This is a genomic window from Achromobacter sp. RW408 (genome assembly GCF_003184165.1).
GTDB classification, from domain to species: domain Bacteria; phylum Pseudomonadota; class Gammaproteobacteria; order Burkholderiales; family Burkholderiaceae_B; genus Achromobacter; species Achromobacter xylosoxidans.
The window spans coordinates 880,938-902,952 of record NZ_QHHO01000049.1; the positions used below are offsets into that span (position 1 = coordinate 880,938).

17 protein-coding genes and 1 pseudogene are annotated in these 22,015 nt (G+C 67.8%); 8 read left to right on the plus strand and 10 right to left on the minus strand.

The window, feature by feature from the left end; genetic code table 11:
* Position 1 precedes the first annotated feature (1 nt).
* Entirely contained in the window at positions 2–946 is a 945-nt protein-coding gene (locus DK459_RS23585) for a tripartite tricarboxylate transporter substrate binding protein (RefSeq protein WP_110135263.1), read from the plus strand.
* A gap of 109 nt (positions 947–1,055) precedes the next feature.
* Here DK459_RS23585 and DK459_RS23590 read toward each other — a convergent pair whose 3' ends face one another.
* On the minus strand, positions 1,056–1,832 hold the full coding sequence (locus tag DK459_RS23590; RefSeq protein WP_006388241.1) for a ferredoxin--NADP reductase: 777 nt from the start codon (positions 1,830–1,832) through the stop codon (positions 1,056–1,058).
* A gap of 299 nt (positions 1,833–2,131) precedes the next feature.
* On the opposite strand from DK459_RS23590, the gene DK459_RS23595 reads away from it, so the two are divergent.
* From DK459_RS23595 to DK459_RS23605, 3 genes are all read left to right on the plus strand, one after another.
* Positions 2,132–3,175, plus strand: a complete 1,044-nt coding sequence (locus DK459_RS23595) for a Fe(3+) ABC transporter substrate-binding protein (RefSeq protein ID WP_006388240.1) — start codon at positions 2,132–2,134, stop codon at positions 3,173–3,175.
* Between the two features lie 152 nt (positions 3,176–3,327).
* Positions 3,328–4,998, plus strand: a complete 1,671-nt coding sequence (locus tag DK459_RS23600) for an iron ABC transporter permease (RefSeq protein WP_049057377.1) — start codon at positions 3,328–3,330, stop codon at positions 4,996–4,998.
* Positions 4,999–5,003: 5 nt separating this feature from the next.
* Positions 5,004–5,780, plus strand: a complete 777-nt coding sequence (locus tag DK459_RS23605; RefSeq protein WP_026383520.1) for an ABC transporter ATP-binding protein — start codon at positions 5,004–5,006, stop codon at positions 5,778–5,780.
* A gap of 116 nt (positions 5,781–5,896) precedes the next feature.
* On the opposite strand, the gene DK459_RS23610 is transcribed toward DK459_RS23605, so the two are convergent.
* The gene (locus tag DK459_RS23610; protein WP_020927529.1) at positions 5,897–6,874 is read right to left on the minus strand and encodes a tripartite tricarboxylate transporter substrate binding protein; all 978 of its coding nucleotides are present in this window, start codon (positions 6,872–6,874) and stop codon (positions 5,897–5,899) included.
* Positions 6,875–7,290: 416 nt separating this feature from the next.
* Between DK459_RS23610 and DK459_RS23615 the strand changes: the two genes are divergently transcribed.
* Complete coding sequence (locus DK459_RS23615; protein ID WP_024068763.1) at positions 7,291–8,427, plus strand: RNA ligase RtcB family protein; 1,137 nt, start codon at positions 7,291–7,293, stop codon at positions 8,425–8,427.
* Positions 8,427–9,050: a peptide chain release factor H gene (gene prfH, locus DK459_RS23620; protein WP_020927527.1), complete on the plus strand. Its 624-nt coding sequence runs from the start codon at positions 8,427–8,429 to the stop codon at positions 9,048–9,050. The genes DK459_RS23615 and prfH overlap by 1 nt, the downstream gene beginning before the upstream one ends.
* A 58-nt stretch (positions 9,051–9,108) precedes the next feature.
* On the opposite strand, the gene DK459_RS23625 is transcribed toward prfH, so the two are convergent.
* Positions 9,109–10,014: a pirin family protein gene (locus tag DK459_RS23625; protein ID WP_006388236.1), complete on the minus strand. Its 906-nt coding sequence runs from the start codon at positions 10,012–10,014 to the stop codon at positions 9,109–9,111.
* Positions 10,015–10,164: 150 nt separating this feature from the next.
* A complete protein-coding gene (locus tag DK459_RS23630) occupies positions 10,165–10,863 on the minus strand; it encodes a pirin family protein (protein ID WP_024068762.1) in 699 nt (232 codons plus the stop codon).
* 187 nt (positions 10,864–11,050) lie between these two features.
* On the opposite strand from DK459_RS23630, the gene DK459_RS23635 reads away from it, so the two are divergent.
* Entirely contained in the window at positions 11,051–11,968 is a 918-nt protein-coding gene (locus DK459_RS23635; protein ID WP_006388234.1) for a LysR family transcriptional regulator, read from the plus strand.
* A 71-nt stretch (positions 11,969–12,039) separates the two neighbouring features.
* Here DK459_RS23635 and ntrC read toward each other — a convergent pair whose 3' ends face one another.
* The 5 genes from ntrC to rdgB form a co-directional block, all read right to left on the minus strand.
* Positions 12,040–13,542: a nitrogen regulation protein NR(I) gene (gene ntrC / locus DK459_RS23640; RefSeq protein WP_006388233.1), complete on the minus strand. Its 1,503-nt coding sequence runs from the start codon at positions 13,540–13,542 to the stop codon at positions 12,040–12,042.
* A complete protein-coding gene (gene glnL / locus DK459_RS23645) occupies positions 13,542–14,606 on the minus strand; it encodes a nitrogen regulation protein NR(II) (protein ID WP_006388232.1) in 1,065 nt (354 codons plus the stop codon). Before glnL ends, ntrC begins: the two co-directional genes overlap by 1 nt.
* Before the next feature lie 191 nt (positions 14,607–14,797).
* Positions 14,798–16,210, minus strand: a complete 1,413-nt coding sequence (glnA, locus tag DK459_RS23650; RefSeq protein ID WP_024068759.1) for a type I glutamate--ammonia ligase — start codon at positions 16,208–16,210, stop codon at positions 14,798–14,800.
* A gap of 184 nt (positions 16,211–16,394) precedes the next feature.
* Positions 16,395–17,618, minus strand: a complete 1,224-nt coding sequence (gene hemW / locus DK459_RS23655; protein WP_020927522.1) for a radical SAM family heme chaperone HemW — start codon at positions 17,616–17,618, stop codon at positions 16,395–16,397.
* 30 nt (positions 17,619–17,648) lie between these two features.
* Entirely contained in the window at positions 17,649–18,272 is a 624-nt protein-coding gene (gene rdgB, locus DK459_RS23660) for an RdgB/HAM1 family non-canonical purine NTP pyrophosphatase (RefSeq protein ID WP_054472155.1), read from the minus strand.
* Between the two features lie 126 nt (positions 18,273–18,398).
* Here rdgB and DK459_RS23665 point away from each other — a divergent pair, with 126 nt between their 5' ends.
* Positions 18,399–20,255: an EAL domain-containing protein gene (locus DK459_RS23665; RefSeq protein WP_006388228.1), complete on the plus strand. Its 1,857-nt coding sequence runs from the start codon at positions 18,399–18,401 to the stop codon at positions 20,253–20,255.
* Positions 20,256–20,399: 144 nt separating this feature from the next.
* Here the strand turns inward: DK459_RS23665 and DK459_RS23670 are convergent.
* Positions 20,400–21,926 (minus strand): annotated as a pseudogene (locus DK459_RS23670) (methyl-accepting chemotaxis protein); the annotation flags it as partial.
* Between the last annotated feature and the right edge of the window lie 89 nt (positions 21,927–22,015).

A 22,015-nucleotide genomic window follows, 5' to 3' on the forward strand; every position in this document is an offset into this window, starting at 1 on the left:
GCTGCTGGCGGCCCTGCCGCTGACGGCCCTGGCCCAGGGCACGGCGGCGACGGGCTTTCCCGCCAAGCCGATCACCTTCATCGTGCCGTTCGCGGCCGGCAGCGCCACCGACCAGATCGGCCGCGCCATCGGCCAGGGCGTCACCGAGCAGACCGGCCAGGCCGTGGTGATCGAGAACAAGCCCGGCGCCAGCGCCATGATCGGCGCCGCCACCGCGGCCCGCGCCGCGCCCGACGGCTACACGGTGCTGATCACCACCAACACCACCCACGCCGCCAACGAGCATCTGTACAAGACGCTGACCTACCACCCGGTCAAGGACTACGCGCCGATCTCGCTGCTCGGCAAGGGCGGCCAGATCATGGTGGTCAACCCCAACTCGGCCGCCAAGTCGGTGGGCGACTTCCTGGCGCAGGCGCGCCAGTCGCCCGGCAAGCTGAGCTTCGGCAGCGGCAGCTCCAGCAGCCGCATCGCCGGCGAACTGCTGCAGCAAATGGCCGGCGTGCAGTTGCTGCACGTGCCCTACAAGAGCAACCCGCTGGCCGTCACCGACCTGCTGGGCGGGCAGATCGACATGATGATCACCGACACCGCCACGGGCCTGCCACAGGTCAAGTCCGGCAAGCTGCGGGCCCTGGGCGTGACCGGCCAGGCGCGCTCGCCGCTGGCGCCGGACGTGCCCACCATCGCCGAGTCCGGCGTGCCGGGCTACGAGATGGGCTATTGGTTCGCGGCCTACGCGCCGGCCGGCACCCCGCCGGACGTGGTCAAGCGCCTGAACGAGCTGCTGGTCAAGGCCACGCAGAGCGCTCCGGCCAAGCAGTTCTATGCCCAGACCGGCACCGACCCGGCCAGTTCCACGCCCGAGGAACTGGCGCGGTTCCAGCAGGCCGAGTCGAAGAAGTGGGGCGACATCATCAAGAAGGCCGGCATCCAGCCCGAATGACGTCCCCGGGGCGGCGCGCCCGCGCTGCCGCCTTTATCGCAACGCCGGAAACAAAAAGCCCCGTCGCATGTGCAACGGGGCTTTTTTGCCACGAAGGAAGGACCGCGCCTTATTTGTCCACGAAGGCGCGCTCGACCACGTAGTCGCCCGGCTGGCCGACGCCCGGGGACACCACGAAACCGCGCTTGTCCAGCATGGCGCTGATGTCGGCCAGCATATGCGGGCTGCCGCAGATCATGGCGCGATCGGTTTCGGGGTTGATCTGGGGAATGCCGATGTCTTCACACAGCTTGCCGTTTTCCATCAGCTCGGTGATGCGGCCCTGGTTGCGGAACGGCTCGCGCGTGACGGTCGGGTAATAGACCAGCTTTTCGCGCACCACGTCGCCGAAGAACTCGTTGTTGGGCAGTTCGTTCTCGATGAAGTCGGCGTAGGCCAGCTCGCTGACCCAGCGCACGCCATGCACCAGAATGACCTTGTCGAAGCGTTCGTAGACGTCCGGATCCTTGATGATGCTCATGAAGGGCGCCAGGCCCGTGCCCGTGCCGAACAGGAACAGGTGCTTGCCGGGCTTGAGGTCGTCGACCACCAGCGTGCCGACCGGCTTGCGGCTGACCAGGATGGTGTCGCCTTCCTTCAGATGCTGCAGGCGCGAGGTCAGCGGACCGTTCTGCACCTTGATGCTGAGGAATTCGAGGTTCTCTTCGTAATTGGCGCTGGCGATGCTGTACGCCCGCAGCAGCGGCTTGCCTTCGACTTCCAGGCCGATCATGACGAAGTGGCCGTTGTGGAACCGCAGGGCCGCGTCACGCGTGGTGGTGAAGGAGAACAGGGTGTCGTTCCAGTGGTGCACGCTCAGCACGCGCTCGGTATTGAAAGCAGCCATGTCGTATCTAGTAAGGGCGGAACCAGGGGTCGGCGGGAAACCGCAACGGCCTCGGCTCGTTCCGCGAGGGGTTCGCCATGGCGCACAAAAGACGCGCCCGGCATTAGGGTTGTCCCTATTCTACAGGGACTTGATGATAATTGCTCTCATTATTCCGTAATACCCTTATGCCGTATTGATGGGGATCAAGGGTCTTATGCACAGTCTTACATTGAGTTGAATACGATAAAACTTCCTGTTATCGTCCCGCTCTGACTTGATAATCATTTTCGTTAGCAGACCGCTTTGCCGGAGTCCCTATGTCCAAGCGTCCCCAAATGACCACCCTGCTGCGCGCCCTGGCCCTGGCCGGCGCCGCCGCCTTCGCCGTCCCGGCCCACGCGGCCGAGGAAGTCAGCCTCTACACCACCCGGGAACCGAAGCTGATCCAGCCGCTGCTGGACGCCTTCACCAAGGAAAGCGGCATCAAGGTCAACACCGTCTTCGTCAAGGACGGCCTGCTCGAACGCGTCAAGGCCGAGGGCGCCAAGTCGCCCGCCGACGTCCTCATGACCGTCGACATCGGCAACCTGCTCGACCTGGTGGACGGCGGCGTGACGCAGTCGATCAAGTCGCAGACGCTGGAATCGGTCATCCCCGCCAACCTGCGCGGCGCCGATGGCAAATGGTACGCCCTGTCGCTGCGCGACCGCGTGCTGTACGTCGAAAAGGACCTGAAGCTGGAATCCTTCCGCTACGAGGACCTGGCCGACCCGAAATGGAAGGGCAAGGTCTGCATCCGCTCGGGCCAGCATCCCTACAACACCGCCATGGTCGCCTCCATGATCGCCCATGACGGCGCCGAGGCCACCGAGAAGTGGCTGCGCGGCGTCAAGGCCAACCTGGCCCGCAAGGCCGCCGGCGGCGACCGCGACGTGGCCCGCGACATCCTGGGCGGCATCTGCGACATCGGCCTGGCCAACGCCTATTATGTCGGCCACATGAAGAACGCCGAACCCGGCACCGACGCGCGCAAGTGGGGCGACGCCATCAAGGTGGTCCGCCCGACCTTCGCCAACGAGAAGAGCGGCGGCACCCACGTGAACGTCAGCGGCGCCGCCGTGGCGGCCCATGCGCCCAACAAGGCCAACGCCATCAAGCTGCTCGACTTCCTGGTGTCCGAGCCGGCGCAGGCGCTGTACGCGCAGGCCAACTACGAGTACCCGGTGCGCAAGGGCGTCAAGCTCGACCCGGTCATCGCCAGCTTCGGCGAACTGAAGGTCGATCCCCTGCCCCTGACCGAGATCGCCAAGTACCGCAAGCAAGCCAGCGAGCTGGTGGACAAGGTCGGTTTCGACAACTAAACCGCAGCCAGGCGGCGCCCACGGGCGCCGTCTCGCGGCACTCAGGCCTGCCCTCGCTCGCCCGGAAAACACCCGGACGGGCGACGGCAGGCCTTGACGCTACTATAGGCGCCGCCCGCGCGGCGTCTTCCCCGCAGTAAACCTTCTGAAGCATGCATACAGATTCTCTGCCCCGGCCACTGCGTTTGCGCTGGGCTGAACGCGGCACCGGCTGGCTGGCCGGCGCCGCCCTGATCGGCCTGGCGGTGCTGGCGCCGGTGCTCACCCTGGTCTGGTGGGCGCTGGGCGGCGATCTGTCGCACTGGCGACACCTGGCCACCTATGTGCTACCGCAGGCGCTGGCCAACACCGCCGTGCTGCTGGCCGGCGTCGGCGTGCTGGTGACATTGCTGGGCACCGGCTCGGCCTGGCTGGTGACGGCCTACGAATTCCCCTCGCGGCGCGCCTTGACCTGGGCGCTGCTGTTGCCGCTGGCGGTGCCGACCTACATCATCGCCTTCGCCTATCTCGACCTGCTGCATCCGATCGGCCCGATCCAGAGCGGCATCCGCGCGCTGCTGGGCTACGACAGCCCGCGCCAGTTCCGGCTGCCGGACCTGCGCTCGATCTACGGCGCCATCTTCGTGCTGGGCTTCGTGCTGTATCCCTATGTCTACCTGAGCACCCGCGTCATGTTCATGACGCAGGCGGCCAGCCTGCTGGAAGCGGCCCGCACGCTGGGCGCCGGCCGCTACGCCGTGTTCTTCCGGGTGGCGCTGCCGCTGGCCCGGCCGGCCATCGTGGTGGGCGTCAGCCTGGCGCTGCTGGAAACCCTGAACGACATCGGCGCCTCGGAATTCCTGGGCGTGCAGACGCTGACCGTATCGGTCTATACCACCTGGGTCACGCGTTCCGATCTGGCCGGCGCGGCGCAGATCGCGCTGACCATGCTGGCCATCGTCATCGGCCTGATCCTGCTTGAGCGCCATGGCCGCAAGCGCCAGCGCTACGCCAACACGCAACGCATGCGGCCGATGCAGCCGCGGCGGCTGCGCGGCGCGGCCGCCGTGCTGGCGGCGGTGCTGGGCTGGATTCCCGTGGTGGTCGGCTTCGTCGCGCCGGCGCTGTATCTGGTCGTCGAGACCTACAAGCGGCTGCACCTGGTGGGCGGCGTTTCCAGCCAGTTGCTCAACGGACTGGGCAACACGCTGATCGTGGCGTTCAGCGCCACCCTCGTCACGCTGGTCTGCGGTCTGGTCGTGGCCTGGGCCGGCCGCACGCTGCGCGAAAGCGCCGGCTTCAATCCGGGCCGCGCCTGCGCCCGCGTCGCCAGCCTGGGCTACGCCGTGCCGGGCACCGTGCTGGCCATCGGCCTGCTCACGCCCTTCGTCTGGATCGACACCGCGGTGGCCAAGGTCTTCGGCGGCAGCGGCCTGTTCCTGATGGGTTCGATGGCGGCGCTGGTGTGCGCCTATGCCATCCGCTTCCTGGCCATCTCCACCGGCGCGCTCGAAGCCGGCCTGGCGCGCATTCCGCCGTCGCTGGAACAGGCCTCGCGGCTGCTGGGCGAAAGCTCGGCGGGCACCTTGCGCCGCGTCCACCTGCCGCTGCTGCGCCCGGCGCTGGCGGCCAGCGCGCTGCTGGTGTTCGTGGACGCCATGAAGGAATTGCCGGCCACGCTGCTGCTGCGGCCCATGAATTTCGACACGCTCGCCACCTGGCTCTATGCCGAAGCGGCCCGCGGCACCTACGAGGAAGGCGCGGTCGCCGCGCTGGCGATCGTGCTGGCCGGCCTGCTGCCCGTCATCCTGCTGGCCCGCACCAATCTGAAAATGGGACATTGAACATCGTGCCCGAACTGCTTGAACTCGATCACATCTCGCTGGCCTACGACACCCCCAAGGGCCTGCGGCCCGTGGTGCAGGACCTGACGCTGGGCCTGCCCGCCGGCCACATCGGCTGCCTGCTGGGCGAATCCGGCTGCGGCAAGACCACCGTGCTGCGCGCCATCGCCGGCTTCGAACCGGTGCGCGCCGGCCGCATCCTGCTCGATGGCGCGGTCATTTCCTCGCCTGCCGAACAGGTCGCCCCCGAAAAACGTCGCGTCGGCATGATGTTCCAGGACTACGCGCTGTTCCCGCACTTGTCGGTGGCGCAAAACGTTGCCTTCGGCCTGCGCCGCCTGGAACGCGCCGAGCGAGCTCGCCGCGTCGAAGAGATGCTGGCCCTGGTGGGCCTGGCGCACGCCGCCAACAGTTATCCGCACGAGATCTCCGGCGGCCAGCAGCAGCGCGTGGCGCTGGCGCGGGCCCTGGCGCCCTCGCCCGACCTGCTGCTGCTGGACGAGCCGTTCTCGAATCTGGACGTCGACACCCGCGAACGCCTCGCCTTCGAGGTGCGGGAGATCCTGAAGACCACGGGCCACACCGCCATCCTGGTGACGCACAACCAGGCCGAGGCCTTCGCCATCGCCGACCGCATCGGCGTCATGGCGGCCGGGCGCATCGCGCAATGGGACACGCCCTACAACCTGCACCACCACCCGGCCGACGACTTCGTGCGCGACTTCATCCGCCGTGAAGCGCTGGTGGAACAGCGCGAGCAGGTGTTCGCCCGCGGCCGCTGATCTTCCAGCCGGTTCGCCGCGCCCGCGGCAAGGGCGCGACACGCGGTGATCGCGCCCGCAGTCAGCGCTTGCGACCGGTTCGGCCAACCGCGCGGCACGCGCCGACGACGTGCCGATCAGTCAGCCGACAGTTTCACCTTCTGCGACAGCGCCTTGAACGACTCGTATTGGCTGCGCGTCAGGCGCTCCACTTCCGCCGGCGTCGAGCCATAGGGCATGAAGCCGGCTTGCTCAAGCTTGTCCTTGACGTCCGGCATCGCCAGCGCGGCCTGGAAGGCTTCGCTCAACGCGTTGGTGATTTCCGCCGGCATCCTGGCCGGGCCATAGACCGCGAACCACGGGTCCACCACCGCCCCGCCGTAGCCCAGTTCGGCCAGCGTCGGCACGTCCGGCAGCGCCGGCGCGCGCTTGCTGCCGGTGACGGCCAGCGCGCGGACCTTGCCCGACTTGATGTGCGGCAGCGAAGCCGGCAGATTGTCGAACATGATCGGCAGATGGCCGCCCAGCAGGTCGTTCAGCGCCTGCGCGCTGCCCTTGTAGGGTATGTGCTGCATGCCGGCGCCGGTGAGCTGGTCGAACATGACGCCGGCCAGGTGCATCGAGGTGCCGGTGCCAGGCGTGCCGAAGGCGGTGCCAGGATGCTGCCTGGCGTAGGCCACCAGGTCCTTGACGCTGTCGGCCTTGAGCGACGGGCCGGTTTCCAGCACCACCGAGGACGCGCCCAGCATGCTGATGCCGGTGAAGTCCTTGGTCGGGTCGAACGGCATCGACGGATAGACGAAAGGATTGAGCGCATTGGTGGAGATGGCGCCGAAGCCGATGGTGTAGCCGTCCGGCGCGGCCTTGGCCACGGCGTCCATGCCGATGTTGCCGCCCGCGCCGGGACGGTTCTCGACGATGACGGGCTGGCCCAGTTTCTCGGCCACCTTGGCGCCGGCGGTGCGCGCCACCAGGTCGGTGGTGCCGCCGGCGGTGTACGGCACGATGAACACGATGGGCTTGGCCGGATAGCCGGCGGCCTGCGCCACGGCGGCGCCGTGGACCAGCGCCAGCGCGGCCAGGCCGCGCAGCGCGTTCAGGGTAAAACGTTGCATGATGTCTCCATCCCGATTGTTATCACGTTAGGGATGCGCATCATACTGTGTGGCGCAATTCAGACGCCATGAAGAACGAAATCACGGTTCTTCGCGCGCGCCCCGATCCATCCGCCGCGATCGGTGATACAGTGCCGACTTCCCGGCAAGCGGCGCCTTGATTGCGTCCCGGCTTCGCCAGCCCCGAGGCGCCGCGCCCGATGCGCGGCCCCGCCCATACCCACCGACTGCACAGGAGGAAAGCACCATGCAACAACAGACTTCCGCCGTTGCAGGCCGCGTCTAGCACGTTCGAATTTCCTTGCCGCTCATAGCGGCAGACCGTTCGCATTGCCCTGGCCCGGACCTGCCTGACAGGGTCTCTCATTCGTATCGCAATGAGAGCAGCCCTTCTCATGACCTAATCTGGAATTTCCATGGGCAATTGCATTCAAGCATTGTCCGAGCGCGTCACATTGATCGCCTCGGACGACACCTGGATCGAAGGCAACGCGATCCAACAACTACACACCACCGCCAGGCTCGCCGGCATGCGCCGCGTCGCGGGCATGCCGGACCTGCATCCCGGACGCGGCTATCCAGTGGGCGCCGCGTTCTTCTCGCTCGGCCGCCTGTATCCGGCCTTGATCGGCGGCGACATCGGCTGCGGCATGGCGCTCTGGTCGACCAACCTGGAAAGCCGCAAAGTCGCGCCGGACAAGCTCGACAAGCGGCTGCGCAACATCGACGAACCGCTGGACGACACGTGGCAGGCACTGGTGTCGGAACTGGCGCCCGCCGGCGTGGGCCATCGGCAGGCGCTGGGCACCATCGGCGGCGGCAACCACTTCGCCGAGTTGCAGTGCATCGATGAAATCCACGATGCGCAGGCATTGGCGGCCTTGCGCATCGACGAGAAAAAGCTGCTGCTGCTGGTGCACAGCGGTTCGCGCGGCCTGGGCCGCTCGATCCTGGAGGAACATGTCCGTCGCCATGGCCATGACGGCCTCGAGCAGGACAGCGCCGCATGCCGGGATTACCTGGCGCAACACGACGACGCGTTGCGGTTCGCGCAAGCCAATCGCCACCTGATTGCGCGCCGCATGCTGGCGCGCTGGGGCGTGGACGGCGAACAGGTACTGGATGTCGACCACAACCTGGTGACCCCGGCCACCATCGCCGGAGAAGCGGGCTGGCTGCACCGCAAGGGCGCGACCCCGTCCGACGGCGGACCGGTCATCATCCCCGGTTCGCGCGGCGATTTCAGCTATCTGGTGGCGCCGATCGCCAGCGAGGCCAGCCTGTTCTCGCTGGCGCACGGCGCGGGCCGAAAATGGATGCGCAGCGAGTGCAAGGACCGGCTGTTCAAACGCTACAGCCCCGCGCAACTGAGCAAGACCCGGCTGGGCAGCCACGTGATATGCCAGGACAGGCAGCTGATCTACGAGGAAGCGCCGGAAGCCTACAAGCCCGTGGACAGCATCATCGCCAGCCTGCAGCAAGCGGGCCTGCTGACGGTGCTGGCCAGGCTGCGCCCGGTGTTGACCTACAAGACCCGGGGGGAGTGCTGCTGATGATGCTGCTACAGTTATCCGCGGCCCAGGGGCCCGACGAATGCTGCCTGGCGGTCGCCAAGGCCCTCGCCTACCTGTTGCGCGAGGCCGAGGCCCGTGGCGTTGGCGTCGATATCCTCGAACGGGAGAGCGGCGCCAAGGCCGGCACGTACCGCTCGGTGCTGCTGGCCCTGGACGGCCCCGGCGCGGCCGGCCTGGCCGCGTGCTGGGAGGGATCGATCCAGTGGATCTGCCCCAGCCCCTATCGCCCTGGCCATCAACGCAAGAACTGGTTCATCGGCGCCTTGCGCTGCGACCCGCCCGCCAGCCGCCTCGACGCGGAAATACGCTTCGAAACGACGCGTTCATCCGGGCCGGGCGGCCAGCACGTCAACAAGACGGAATCCGCGGTGCGCGCGACGCACGTGGCAACGGGCATCAGCGTGAAGGTGCAGTCCGAACGCAGCCAGCATGCCAACAAGCGCATCGCCGCGCTGCTGATCGCGCATCGGCTGGCCCAACACGAGCAGGCCGCGCACGCCACGGAACGCGCCCGGCGGCGGCAATTCCACCACGAGGTGGCACGGGGCGGCCCCGCGCGCGTGTTCAAGGGAGAGGCGTTCGAGTTGCTGAAAGCCCGATAGGCGACGAATCGGCCGGAGCCGCCGGGCGCATGCCGCCCCGACGCTCCGGCCGCCGACGTCAGGCCCGCGGCGGCGGCAGCGGGATGAACTCGGTCTCGTCGCCCGGCACGGTCTGGCCGAAGCGGTTGCGCTGCCAGTCTTGCTTGGCCTGCTCGATGCGGTCCTTGCTGCTGGAGACGAAGTTCCACCAGATGAAGCGCGGGCCTTCCAGCGGCTCGCCGCCGAGCACCGCGAAGCGCGCGTCGGTACAGGCGCGGATCTGCACCGGGCGGCCTGGCGCGAACACGATCAGGCGGCCGCTTTCGAACACCTGCCCATCCACCTCGACCGAACCGACCGCCAGGTAGGCGGCGCGTTCTTCATGTTCGGCGGGCAGCACCGTGACGGCGCCGGCCCGCAACTGCATGTCGCCATAGAACAGCGGCGAATGGGTCTTGACGGCCGAGGTCTTGCCGAACAGCGAGCCGGCCACGACCTGGGCGCGCACGCCCTCGCCTTCGACCACGGGCTGGGCGTCCAGGCCGTAGTGGGTGAAGCCGGGATCGGTTTCCTCGTGCGCCTTGGGCAGGCCGACCCAGATCTGCAATCCGGTCAGGCGCTGCGCGGCCTGGCGGCTTTCGGGCGAGGAACGTTCGGAATGGACGATGCCGCGGCCGGCCGTCATCCAGTTCACTTCGCCCGGCAGGATGGTCTGCGTGTTGCCGGCGCCATCGCGGTGCACCATCGAGCCTTCGTACAGGTAGGTCACGGTGGACAGGCCGATGTGCGGATGCGGGCGCACGTCAATGCCCGAGCCCGCGGCGAATTCGACCGGGCCCATGTGGTCCAGGAACACGAACGGGCCGACGGTGCGGCGCTGCGCCGAGGGCAGCGCGCGGCGGACTTCGAAGCCGCCGAGATCGCTGCTGCGCGGCACCACCACGGTTTCGATCTGGCTATCGCCGGGTTGGGACAAGGTGGACATGGAAATGCTCCTGTAGGTTGGCCGTCTTGGGACCATGTTAAGGCCCCGGGGGCCTTTGCTGAACCGCCTGCCGCGCCATCGCCCGACGGCGGACCGGCCACGCATCGAAAACAGGCCGGGCGGACCATTGGTCCGCCCGGCCGCCGGCCGTCAGGCCAGGTCGAACACCAGCACCTCGGCGTTGTCGCCGCCGGACAGCGCCACCCGCGTTTCATCGCTGATGGCGACCGCGTCGCCGGCCGCCAGGGCGACGCCATTGACCGTCAGGCCGCCGCGCGCCACGTGCACCCAGGCACGGCGGCCGGGGGCCAGTTCCAGCGTGGCCGACTCGTCGCCGTTGAACAGGCCGGCGTAGAGCCGCGCGTCCTGGTGGATGATCATCGAACCATCGACGCCGTCGCCCGACACCAGGGCTTGCAGGCGGCCGCGCTTTTGCGCGTCGCTGAACGCCTTTTCCTCGTACTCCGGCGCGATGCCGGTGACGTTCGGCTCGATCCAGATCTGCAGCATGTGCGTTTCCTTGTCGGCGCGCGGGTTGAACTCGGAATGCATCACGCCGCGGCCAGCGCTCATCCGCTGCACGTTGCCGGGCTGGATGGTGGAACCGCTGCCCATGCTGTCCTTGTGCGCGATGGCGCCGTCCAGCACGTAGGTGATGATCTCCATGTCGCGGTGCCCGTGGGTGCCGAAGCCGCGGCCGGCGGCGATGCGGTCATCGTTGATCACACGCAGCGCGCCGAAACCCATATGGGCCGGATCGTAGTAGTTGGCGAACGAGAAGGTGTGGAACGAATCGAGCCACCCGTGGTTGGCGTGACCGCGTTCGGCGCTACGGCGAATGGTAAGCATAGTGGACTCCCTGTTTCAAATAAGTGAATGGTTTCGCGGTGGCTGGCTTCCCTGCTTTCTGGTCGGGAAGACAACGCTGCGCAACCGGCATGAATGACATTGTGCGCGTACTTGGCAGCCGGTTTGACGCTATGATTTGAAGAAACCATTCAAATTATTTGAATGATATTTTCCGGAGCCCGTCCCCATGCAACAGCCGATCACCCCCGAATTGCTGGTCCTGGTGGACGCGATCGCGCGCCACGGCAGCTTCGCCAAGGCGGCGCGCGAGCTGGACAAGGTGCCCTCCGCCGTGACCTACGCGATCCGCAAGCTGGAGGATGGGCTGGACGTGCTGCTGTTCGACCGATCCGGCCACCGCGCCGTGCTGACGCCAGCCGGCGAGACCCTGCTCAAGGATGGCCGCCACGTATTGCAGTCGCTGGACGATCTGGCCTGCCGGGTCAAGCGCATCGCGACCGGCTGGGAGGTGGAACTGCGCATCGCGGTCAGCGCGGTGCTGCCGTGGCGGCCGCTGTACGACCTGGTTGAAGAGTTCCAGGCGCTGGGCAGCGCGACCACGCTGCGCTTTTCGACCGAAGTGCTGAGCGGCAACTGGGACGCGCTGACCTCGAACCGCGCCGACCTCGTGATCGGCGCGGGCGCGGCGGGCGAGCCCACCGGCCCCTACCGCTCACAGACCATGGGCCAGGCCCAGTTCGGCTTCTGCGTGGCCGCGCATCACCCGCTGGCGTCGGCTCCGCAGCCCTTGAGCCGCGCCGACATCACGCGCTATTGCGCGGTGGTGGTGGCCGACACCTCGCGCAACCTGCCGCCTCAATCCCGCGGCATCCTGGCCGAGCAACCGACGCTGGTGATGCCGACGATGCAGGCCAAGATCGAGGCGCAGATCCGCGGCCTGGGCTGCGGCTACCTGCCGCTGACGCTGGCGGCGCCCTATCTGGCGCAGGGCGTGCTGGTGGTCTGCGATACCGACGAGGGCATGTCGCTGACCGAGCACGTGGCGTATGCGTGGCGGGCGGAGGCGCCGGGCGAGGCGTTGAAGTGGTGGCTGCAGAAGCTGAAGTCGCCACGCCTGTGCGAAGGGCTGCTCGGCATGGCGTGAGCGCGTCGTTTCCGCGAGAGGAGGCCACGCGGGCGACGCAGCGCCGCCCGCGTGTTCCAGGCAAACGCGCCCTACTCGTCTTCGATGCCGAGTTCGCGCAGCTTGCGGGTGATGGTGTTGCGGCCGATGCCCAGCCGCGAGGCGGCTTCGACGCGGCGGCCGCGGCTGGCGTCCAGGGCGCTTTGCAGCAGGATTTTCTCGAACTGGCGCGTCAGGGTCGCCATGACGGCGGGTTCGCCGCGTTCCAGGCGGTACTGGGCGTCGCGCAGCAGCGAGTCCTGCCAGTTGCGTGGCGCGTCGTCGTCGATGGCGGCGGCCGGCGCGTGCTGGACCACGGTGCCGATGGCGGCGACGCTGGCGCCGGCCGGCGGGCGCGGCGAGACCGTGCCGGCGGCCGGCGCGTGTTCCATGGCGCGGATCTCGGGCGGCAGGTCGGCGCGCTCGACCGTCTGGCCCGGGGCCATGACGGTGAGCCAGTGGCAGAAGTTCTCCAGCTGGCGCACGTTGCCGGGAAAATCGAACTTGGTCAGCACCGCCAGCGCCTCGGGCGTCAGCCGCTTGACCGGCACGCCCAGCGAGCGCGCGCTGGCCGTCAGGAAATGCTGGGCGAGCGCGGGAATGTCCTCGACCCGCTCGCGCAGCGGCGGCAGGCGCAGGCGGATCACGTTCAGGCGGTGGAACAGGTCTTCGCGGAACAGGCCCTGCTCGACCCGTTGTTCCAGCGGCTGGTGGGTGGCGGCGACGATGCGCACGTCGACCCGCACCGGCTGGGCGCCGCCGACGCGATAGAAGCTGCCCTCGGCCAGCACGCGCAGCAGGCGGGTCTGCAGCTCGATCGGCATGTCGCCGATTTCATCCAGGAACAGCGTGCCGCCGTGGGCTTCTTCGAAGCGGCCGCGGCGCAGCGTGTTGGCGCCGGTGAAGGCGCCACGCTCATGGCCGAACAGTTCGGCTTCCAGCAGGTCGCGCGGAATGGCGGCGGCGTTCAGCGCCACGAACGGGCCGCTGGCGCGCACGCCGTGGCCGTGCAGCGCGCGCGCCACCAGCTCCTTGCCGGTGCCGGACTCGCCGGTGATCAGCACGGTGACCTTGGACTGCGCCAGCCGGCCGATGGCGCGGAACACTTCCTGCATGGCGGTGGACGAGGACTGCGTCATCATCCAGCGCTCGTTGTTCTGGGCTTCGCCCTGCCCTTCGGGACTCTCGGGCTGGGCCGATTCCTGCATGGCGCGCTGGATCAGCGCGACCGCCTCGTTCACGTCGAAGGGCTTGGCCAGGTAGTCGAAGGCCCCGCCCTGGAAGGCCGACACGGTGCTGTCCAGGTCGGCGAAGGCGGTCATGACGATGACCGGCAGGCCCGGATGGCGTTCCTTGAGCTGGCGCAGCAGTTCGAGGCCGTTGCCGCCGGGCATGCGGATATCGGAAACCAGGGCGACGGGCGTCTCGTGCGACAGCGCTTCGAGCACGTCGGCGGCCTGGGAAAAACTACGGGTGGGGACACCGGCGCGGGCCAGGGCCTTTTCGAGGACCCAGCGGATGGCCTGGTCGTCGTCGACGATCCATACGGGTTTCATCAGAGTGCGGGCTCCATCGGTAGGACCAGGCGAAACTCGGTGCGCCCGGGTCGGGATTCAAATTCGATGATGCCTCCGTGCTGCTGCACGAAATCCTGGGCCAGGCTCAGGCCCAGCCCGGTCCCGCCGGCGCGAGCGGTGACCAGGGGGTGGAAGATGCGGTCGCGGATGTGGTCCGGCACGCCGGGGCCGTTGTCGATGATGGACAGTTCCAGCGCCAGGCGGTGCTGGCGGTGCGCCAGCATGACCTGCCGCGCGACGCGCGTGCGCAGCGTGACCACGCCCGGCTCCAGCCCGGGCGCCTGCGGCCGCGCCACCAGTTCCTGCGCGGCGTTGCGGGCCACGTTCAGCACCGCCTGCATCAGGCGGGCGGCGTCGCCCTTCAGGTCGGGCATGGAGGCGTCGTAGTCGCGCACCAGCGTGACGTCGTTGCGGAATTCGGCCTGGATCAGCGCGCAGACGCGCTCGCAGATCTCGTGGATGTTCACCGGCCGCGCGTTCAGCGGCACGCGCTGCGGCCCGCTCAGGCGGTCCACCAGCGCCTGCAGGCGGTCGGCTTCGGAAATGATGACCTGGGTGTATTCGGCCAGCGCCGCGCTCGGCAGCTCGGCTTCCAGCAGTTGCGCGGCGCCGCGCAAGCCGCCCAGGGGATTCTTGACTTCATGCGCGAGGTTGCGCAGCAGCTCGCGGTGCGCCTCGATCTCGTCGACCAGGCGGTGATTGCGGTCGGCCAGCACGCGCTGCTCGATCTCGCGGGTCTCGATCAATGCGGGCCAGGGCTGGCCGCTCAGTCCCACCGTGGTCACCGCCACTTCCACCGATTCAGCGGCGCGGCGCAGCGATGCCAGTTGCCGGACGTCGGCATACCTGCCAGCGGCGGCGCGGTCGATGGACGACTGAATGTTCTCAGGATTGTCGAACAGCGTGGCGGCGGAATGGCCGCGCAGCTGCTTGCGGGAACGGCCGAAAAGATCCTCGGCGGCCGCATTGGCGTATTCGATATGACCGCGTTCGTTGACCAGGAAAACGGACGTGGCAAGCAGATCGAGAGCTTCTACATTCATTTTTCAACGTACCCGAATGACTACATGGGGGAAATCGGCACGCCGGTCCGGCGGCGCCCGCGAGCGCGGCGCCCTGCCCGCCGGCGCGGGGCCGGACGGGCAAGCCTTTGGTCGGCGACCTGGCGGTGCGCGTGGTGTCGGCCCTGGTTTCTGCCTACATCATCGCGCTCCCCCAGCCACGGCCCCTGGGATCAGAGGCTGTAGTACATGTCGAATTCGACCGGATGCGTGGTCATGCGCAGACGGTTCACATCGGCCATCTTCAGGTCGATGTAGGCGTTGAGCATGTCGTTGCTGAACACGCCGCCGCGGGTCAGGAACTCGCGGTCGTTGTCCAGCGCTTCCAGGGCCTGTTCCAGCGAGGAGCAGACGGTCGGGATCTTCGCGTCTTCTTCCGGCGGCAGGTCGTACAGGTTCTTGTCGGCCGGATCGCCCGGGTGGATCTTGTTCTGCACGCCGTCCAGGCCGGCCATCATCAGGGCCGAGAAGGCCAGGTACGGGTTGGCCAGGGGGTCCGGGAAGCGCGCTTCGACGCGACGGCCCTTCGGGTTGCCCACGTACGGGATGCGGATCGAGGCCGAACGGTTGCGGGCCGAGTAGGCCAGCTTGACCGGGGCTTCGTAGTGCGGAACCAGGCGCTTGTACGAGTTGGTGCCGGGGTTGGTGATGGCGTTCAGCGCGCGGGCGTGCTTGATGATGCCGCCGATGTAGTACAGCGCGAATTCCGACAGGCCGGCGTAGCCGTTGCCCGCGAACAGGTTCTGGCCGTCCTTCCAGATCGACTGGTGCACGTGCATGCCGGAACCGTTGTCGCCGACGACGGGCTTGGGCATGAAGGTGGCGGTCTTGCCGTAGGCGTGGGCCACGTTGTGCACGATGTACTTGACGATCTGGGTCCAGTCGGCGCGTTGCACCAGGGTGCTGAACTTGGTGCCGATTTCCAGCTGGCCGGCGCCGGCCACTTCATGGTGGTGCACTTCGACCGGCACGCCCATCTGTTCCATCAGCAGGCACATTTCCGAACGCATGTCCTGGAACGAGTCAACCGGGGGAACCGGGAAGTAGCCGCCCTTGACCGCGGGACGATGGCCGGTGTTGCCGCCTTCGAATTCCAGGCCGGTGGACCAGGAGGCCTCTTCCGACTTGATCTTGACGAAGGTGCCCGACATGTCGGTGTTCCAGGTCACGCCGTCGAACACGAAGAATTCGGGTTCCGGACCGAAGTAGGCGGTGTCGCCCAGGCCCGAGGCCTTCAGGTAGGCTTCGGCGCGCTTGGCCAGCGAACGCGGGTCGCGGTCGTAGCCCTTCAGGTCGGACGGCTCGACCACGTCGCACGACAGGATCAGGGTCGGCTCTTCGCGGAACGGATCCAGGTTGGCGGTGGCCAGGTCGGGGATGAGCAGCATGTCGGAGGCTTCGATGCCCTTCCAGCCCGGGATCGACGAACCGTCGAAGGCCTGCCCGCTTTCCAGCTTGTCTTCATCGATCGCGGTCGTGGGCACCGACACGTGGTGCTCGCGGCCGACCGTATCGGTAAAGCGGAAATCCACGAATTTGACTTCGTTGTCGGCGATCTGTTTCAGGACGTCTTTCGGGCTTGCCATGTCATCTCCATTAGATAAAAGGGTCGAGGGCTGTGCCGCTCGACTGGCATAAAAGAGGGAAGCAATAAGCGTGCCAGGTTTCACCCCCGGGATTGCCCGGGGAAGGCGGCAAGGCGATGGGAAAATGTAGCACCAATTTGGTGCAAAAGATGGGGCATGATTGCCCCATCCTGGTGCCTGATTGCTACAGGAACATTTCCTGCAGGTCGTTCAGGAAGCGCCAGCCCAGGGGCGTGGCCCGCAGCCGGGTGGGATCGGCGTCCAGCAGGCCCTTGGCGGACGCTGCCTCCAATTGGTGCGCAATGGCGGCCAGCGACAGGCCGGTGCGCTCGTTGAACAGGGTGGCGGCCACCCCGTCCTTGAGCCGCAAGGCATTGAGCATGAACTCGAACGGCAGTTCGTCCGGGCCGACCTGGCGGCTCTCGGCCAGGTGGCTGCCGTCGCGCGCGGCGGCGGCCCGCAACCAGGACTCCGGACTGCGCAGGCGCGCCTCGCGCACGATGCGGTCGTGGAACGACAACTTGCCGTGCGCGCCTGGCCCCAGGCCGAGGTAGTCGCCGAATTCCCAGTAGTTCAGGTTGTGGCGGCAGCGCGCGCCGGGCCGCGCGTACGCCGAGACCTCGTAGCGCGCCAGGCCGGCCGCGGCAAGTTCGGCCTCGACCGCGTCCTGCATCGCGGCGCTGGTGTCGTCGTCCGGCAGGTCTTCGGGGGGAAACTTGGCGAATACCGTGTTCGGCTCCATCGTCAGGTGATAGAGCGACAGGTGCTCGGTGCCGAAGCCGATGGCCTGGCGCAGATCGTCCACGCAGGCCGCCAGGGTCTGCCCGGGCAGCGCGAACATCATGTCCAGATTGACGCGCGGCGCGGCGCGCTGAGCCATCTCGATGGCGGCGCGGGCCTGGGCCGAATCGTGGATGCGGCCCAGCTTCTTCAATTGGGCGTCGTCGAAGCTCTGGATGCCCAGCGAAAAGCGCGTCACGCCGCTGGCGGCGTAGTCGCGGAACCGGCCGGCCTCGGCGGTGCCGGGATTGGCCTCCATGGTGATTTCAGCGTCGGGCCATACGTTCAGACAGGCGCGCAGCATTGCCAGCAGCTCGTCCAGGCCGGCGGCCGAGAGCAGGCTGGGCGTGCCGCCGCCGATGAATACCGAAACCACCTGGCGGCCCCAGATCGACGGCAGCGCCTGCTCCAGGTCGCTGCGCAATGCGTCCAGGTAGGCGCGTTCGGGAATCTCGCCGCCGGGCGCCGCATGCGAGTTGAAATCACAGTACGGACACTTGCGCACGCACCATGGCACGTGCACATAGACCGACAGCGGCGGCAGGCTGGTCAGCGTGGCGCCGGCCGGGGTGACCAGGCGCGTACGGGCCGCGCCCGATTCGGCGCGGATGGGGATGGTGATGGACATTCGGTGTTCCTGGGCGCCACGACGCCCGTGTCAAGCCTGGTTCAGCTTGCTCAGCAATTCGCGCAGGGCCCGGGCGCGATGGCTGATGGCATTCTTTTCCTCGGGTTCGAGCGCGGCGGCCGTCAGGCCCTGATCGGGCAGATAGAAATGCGGATCGTAGCCGAAACCGTTCACCCCTTCGGGCTGGTCGATGATCTCGCCCTGCCACAGGCCTTCGCCGATCAGGGGACGCGGATCGTTCTCGCCGCGCACCAGGGCCAGCACCGCCACGTAACAGGCGCTGCGGTCGCTGACCGCCGCCAGCTTCTCGACCAGCAGCGCGTTGTTGGCCTGGTCGGATTTCTCGCCGCCATGCATCTTGGCGTAGCGGGCCGAGTACACGCCCGGCGCGCCGCCCAGCGCGGCCACGCAAAGGCCCGAATCGTCGGCCAGCGCCGGCAGGCCGGTCAGGCGGCTGGCGTGGCGCGCCTTGGCCAGCGCGTTTTCGACGAAGGTGACGTGCGGCTCCTCGGCTTCGGGCACGCCGAGTTCGCCCTGCGGCACCAGCTCGATGCCGAGCGGCGCGAACAAGGCGGAGAACTCGCGCAGCTTGCCGGGGTTGTTGGACGCCAGCACGACGCGGCGCAGGGAATCGGGAATCTTGGGGGATGTCATGGGCCAAATTGTATAGGGCGCGGGGCCGATGCCCAGGCGTAACCGCCGCGATGGCGAAACAACACCGACATATTTCGTTGTCAATATGATCAATCTTGTCACTGATCGTATCTGAACGCCCCGGCGATGAACCCACTTCACGCTTTGCCCCGGCCGGCCGCGGCCAGCGCGCCTCCCCTTTCCACCGGCGCCGCGACGCCCGCGCCGGTCAGCCTGGCGGGCATCCTGCGCGAACGGCTGTTGCGACCCCGTTTTCAACCGGTGATCGACCTGTCCCACAGCCGCATCTATGGCCACGAAAGCCTGATCCGCGGCCCGGTCGACACCACCCTGCACTTTCCCGACGCCCTGTTCGCCGAGGCCCGCCGCCAGGGCCTGCATCCACAACTGGAGCTGGCGAGCTTTCGCGCCGGCGCCCAGGGTTTCAACCAGAACCCGGCTGCCGGCAAGCTGTTCCTGAACCTGTCGGGTTCGGCGCTGATCCACTACTGGTCGCTGTGGGGCGACGAAATGCCCTTGCGCCTGCTCAAGGACTGCACCCTGGCGCCGTCCGACATCATTGTCGAACTGACCGAGCAGGACCCGCTGTCCGAGCACATGTCGACGCTGGGCAGCGCCTTCGCCTGCCTGCGCGAATATGGCATGCGCATCGCGCTGGACGACTATGGCGTGGGCAATTCGAACCTGCAGCTATGGGCCGAAATGCAGCCCGACCTGGTCAAGATCGACCGCTACTTCTTCAATGGCATCGGCCACGACGACCGCAAGCAGAACATGGTGCGCGCCATCCTCAAGGTGGCGCAGTACCTGGGCACGGCCATCGTCGCCGAGGGCATCGAGACCGCCGAGGACCTGGCGGTGGTGCGCGACCTGGAGATCCGCTACGCCCAGGGCTGGCTGCTGGGCCGTCCCGACGAAACCCTGCTGACCGAACTGACCCCGCCGCTGCGCGACTCGCTGCGGGTGCGCGCGCCGGCTCCGCTGTCGCAACGATCGGCCGGCGGCACCGCCGCCAGCCTGCGGGTCGAGGCCCCGGCCGCCTTGCTGAACAAGCACACCAACGACGACGTGCATCGTCTCTTCATCGAGCACAAGAGCCTGCACGCGGTGGCCGTGGTCGACGCCGACAACCGGCCGGTGGGCATCATCAACCGCCGCGATTTTTCCGAGCACTATGCGCAGCGCTACACCCGCGAGCTGTTCGGCCGCGACGCCTGCTCGACCTTCATGAACGCCGAGCCGGTGCTGGTCGACCTGGACGTGTCCATCGACCAGTTGAGCCACGTGCTGATCTCCGAAGACCAGCGCTACCTGATGGACGGGCTGATCATCACCCGCGACGGCCGCTACGACGGCCTGGCCACCGGCGAGACGCTGGTGCGGTCCGTGACCGAGATGCGCATCGAGGCCGCGCGCTATGCCAATCCGCTGACCTCGCTGCCGGGCAACATCCCCATCAGCCGGCACATCGCCACGCTGCTGGACGACGCCGCGGACTTCACCATCTGCTATGGCGACCTGAACAACTTCAAGCCGTTCAACGACGTCTACGGCTACTGGCGCGGCGACGACATGATCATGCTGACCGCCGACGTCATCAAGCGCCACTGCGACCCGCTGCGCGATTTCGTCGGCCACGTTGGCGGCGACGACTTCGTGGTGCTGCTGCGCAGCCCCGACTGGAGCGAACGCATCCAGCGCATCATCGCCGAATTCAATGAACGCGCCATCGACCTGTACGACGACGAAGGCCGCCGCAACGGCGGCATCGAGGCCGAGGACCGCTACGGCGTGCCGCGCTTCTTCCCGTTCGTGACACTGGGTGTCGGCGCCCTCACCGTCACCCCGTCCCTATGCGAGCGCATCCGCCCGGAGGACATCGCGTCGGCCGCCGCCCATGTCAAGCACAAGGTCAAGCATGGGAACCTGTCGCTGGTGGCCGAGCGCTACAGCGGCGCCAGCCTGCCGCAGGTCGCCGCCTGAAGCGTGGCCGGCTGCCTGCGCCTGGGCGATCTGGAATACCGACACCGCCCGGCGCAGATGCTGCGCCTGCAGCTCCAGCGCGGCCGCGGCGGCGGCCGTCTGTTCGACCATGGCGGCGTTCTCCTGGGTCGAACGCTCGATGTCCGCCACGGCGTCATTGACCGAAGCGATACCCGCGGCCTGCTCGGCCGTGGCGCTGGAGATCTCGGCCACGATCTGCGTCACGCGGTCGACCGACACCAGCATGTCGCGCATGGTGTCGCCGGCCAGATTGACCTGGCGCACGCCGGCCTCGACGCGCGAATTCGAATCCTCGATCAAGCCCTTGATTTCCTTGGCCGCCTGCGCGCTGCGCTGCGCCAGCGAGCGCACTTCACCCGCCACCACCGCGAAGCCCTTGCCCTGCTCGCCGGCGCGGGCCGCTTCCACCGCCGCGTTCAATGCCAGGATGTTGGTCTGAAAGGCGATACTGTCGACCACGCCGACGATCTCGCCGATGCGCCGCGCGCTGTCGGCGATGCCTTGCATGCTGGTCACGACTTCCTCCACCGCCTGCCCGCCGCGCTGCGCAAGCTGCGTGGCGCCGAGCGCCTGGCGGCTCGCCAGATCGGCGTTGCCCGCGGTCATCTGCACCGTGTGCGCCAGCTGCGTCATGTTGGCCGCCGCTTCCTGCAACGACCCGGCCTGGCGCGCGGTGCGGTCCGACATGTCGGCGCCGCCGGCGGCGATCTCGCCCGAGCCCGTATGGATTTCCTCGACGCCATGGCGCACCGACGCCACCGCCGCCGACAGGCCGGTCTGCATGCGGCGCATGGCCGAATACAGCACGCCGATCTCGTTGTCGCCATGGACGGCGATATTGCCGGTCAGGTCGCCGTCGGCGATGCGGTCGAAGTGCGCGCCGGCCTCGTTCAACGGGCGCAGGATGCGCCGGCGCACGGCCAGCCGGATCAGCACCGCCAGCACCAGCACGAAGCCGAGCACGGCCGCGGCCACCAGCGTCACCCGCTGCATGGTCTGGCTGGCGCCGGCCACCGCCGCCTGGCCCTGCTGGCGCGCGTAGGCCTGGTAGGCCTCGGCCTGCTTGACGTAGGCCGAGCCGGACACCGGCAGCACCTTGTCGACCAGCCGGTTGACCTCGATGCCATTCCAGCCCTTGATCGCCTTGAACATCGGCGCCAGGGTCTGGTCGGCAAAGGCGGCATACGCCGCCAGCGTCTGGTCGAACAGCGGCGCCCCCTGCGCGCTGGTGTCGGCATTGGCGCGCAGCCGCGCCTGGCTGGCCGCCGCCTGCTTGAGCAGCGCGTCGGCCTGGTTCAGCGACTGGTCGCGCGCCTCCTCCAGTCCGCCTTCCATGGCGGTTTTGGCGTCGGTCAGCGCGGCGCGCGCCTGGAACAGCCGGCTGGTCATGTCCGACAGGTCGCTGGCGCGCTCGATGCTGCCGCGGCCCAGCGCCTCGATGTCGGCGCGGTTTTCGCGCAGCACGAAGATGCCGGCCGCCGCGGCCAGCGCGAACAGCGCCACAAACACCGCCAGAATGGCGGAAACCGCCGTCGTCACCCTGAGATTTTTCCGCATATCCATCCGTCTGTTGCATCGCCACCTAGGCGTATCGGGGCGATTATGGGGATGCAGTTTGGCAATTTCTTGACACAACCCCGCTCCCCGCATGACGAACGGCGGTCACATAAATGCGCTTTTGCGAACAGGAACCCCGTATTAATGAATTGTGAATTGGCAGGCGCGGCGCCTTGCGGCAC

Coding starts and splice junctions, on each gene's coding strand:
- DK459_RS23590 (WP_006388241.1), bottom strand. CDS start 1,832: ATGGCTGCTTTCAATACCGAGCGCGTGCTGAGCGTGCACCACTGGAAC.
- DK459_RS23595 (WP_006388240.1), top strand. CDS start 2,132: ATGTCCAAGCGTCCCCAAATGACCACCCTGCTGCGCGCCCTGGCCCTG.
- DK459_RS23600 (WP_049057377.1), top strand. CDS start 3,328: ATGCATACAGATTCTCTGCCCCGGCCACTGCGTTTGCGCTGGGCTGAA.
- DK459_RS23610 (WP_020927529.1), bottom strand. CDS start 6,874: ATGCAACGTTTTACCCTGAACGCGCTGCGCGGCCTGGCCGCGCTGGCG.
- DK459_RS23615 (WP_024068763.1), top strand. CDS start 7,291: ATGGGCAATTGCATTCAAGCATTGTCCGAGCGCGTCACATTGATCGCC.
- prfH (WP_020927527.1), top strand. CDS start 8,427: ATGATGCTGCTACAGTTATCCGCGGCCCAGGGGCCCGACGAATGCTGC.
- DK459_RS23625 (WP_006388236.1), bottom strand. CDS start 10,014: ATGTCCACCTTGTCCCAACCCGGCGATAGCCAGATCGAAACCGTGGTG.
- DK459_RS23630 (WP_024068762.1), bottom strand. CDS start 10,863: ATGCTTACCATTCGCCGTAGCGCCGAACGCGGTCACGCCAACCACGGG.
- DK459_RS23635 (WP_006388234.1), top strand. CDS start 11,051: ATGCAACAGCCGATCACCCCCGAATTGCTGGTCCTGGTGGACGCGATC.
- ntrC (WP_006388233.1), bottom strand. CDS start 13,542: ATGAAACCCGTATGGATCGTCGACGACGACCAGGCCATCCGCTGGGTC.
- glnL (WP_006388232.1), bottom strand. CDS start 14,606: ATGAATGTAGAAGCTCTCGATCTGCTTGCCACGTCCGTTTTCCTGGTC.
- glnA (WP_024068759.1), bottom strand. CDS start 16,210: ATGGCAAGCCCGAAAGACGTCCTGAAACAGATCGCCGACAACGAAGTC.
- hemW (WP_020927522.1), bottom strand. CDS start 17,618: ATGTCCATCACCATCCCCATCCGCGCCGAATCGGGCGCGGCCCGTACG.
- rdgB (WP_054472155.1), bottom strand. CDS start 18,272: ATGACATCCCCCAAGATTCCCGATTCCCTGCGCCGCGTCGTGCTGGCG.
- DK459_RS23665 (WP_006388228.1), top strand. CDS start 18,399: ATGAACCCACTTCACGCTTTGCCCCGGCCGGCCGCGGCCAGCGCGCCT.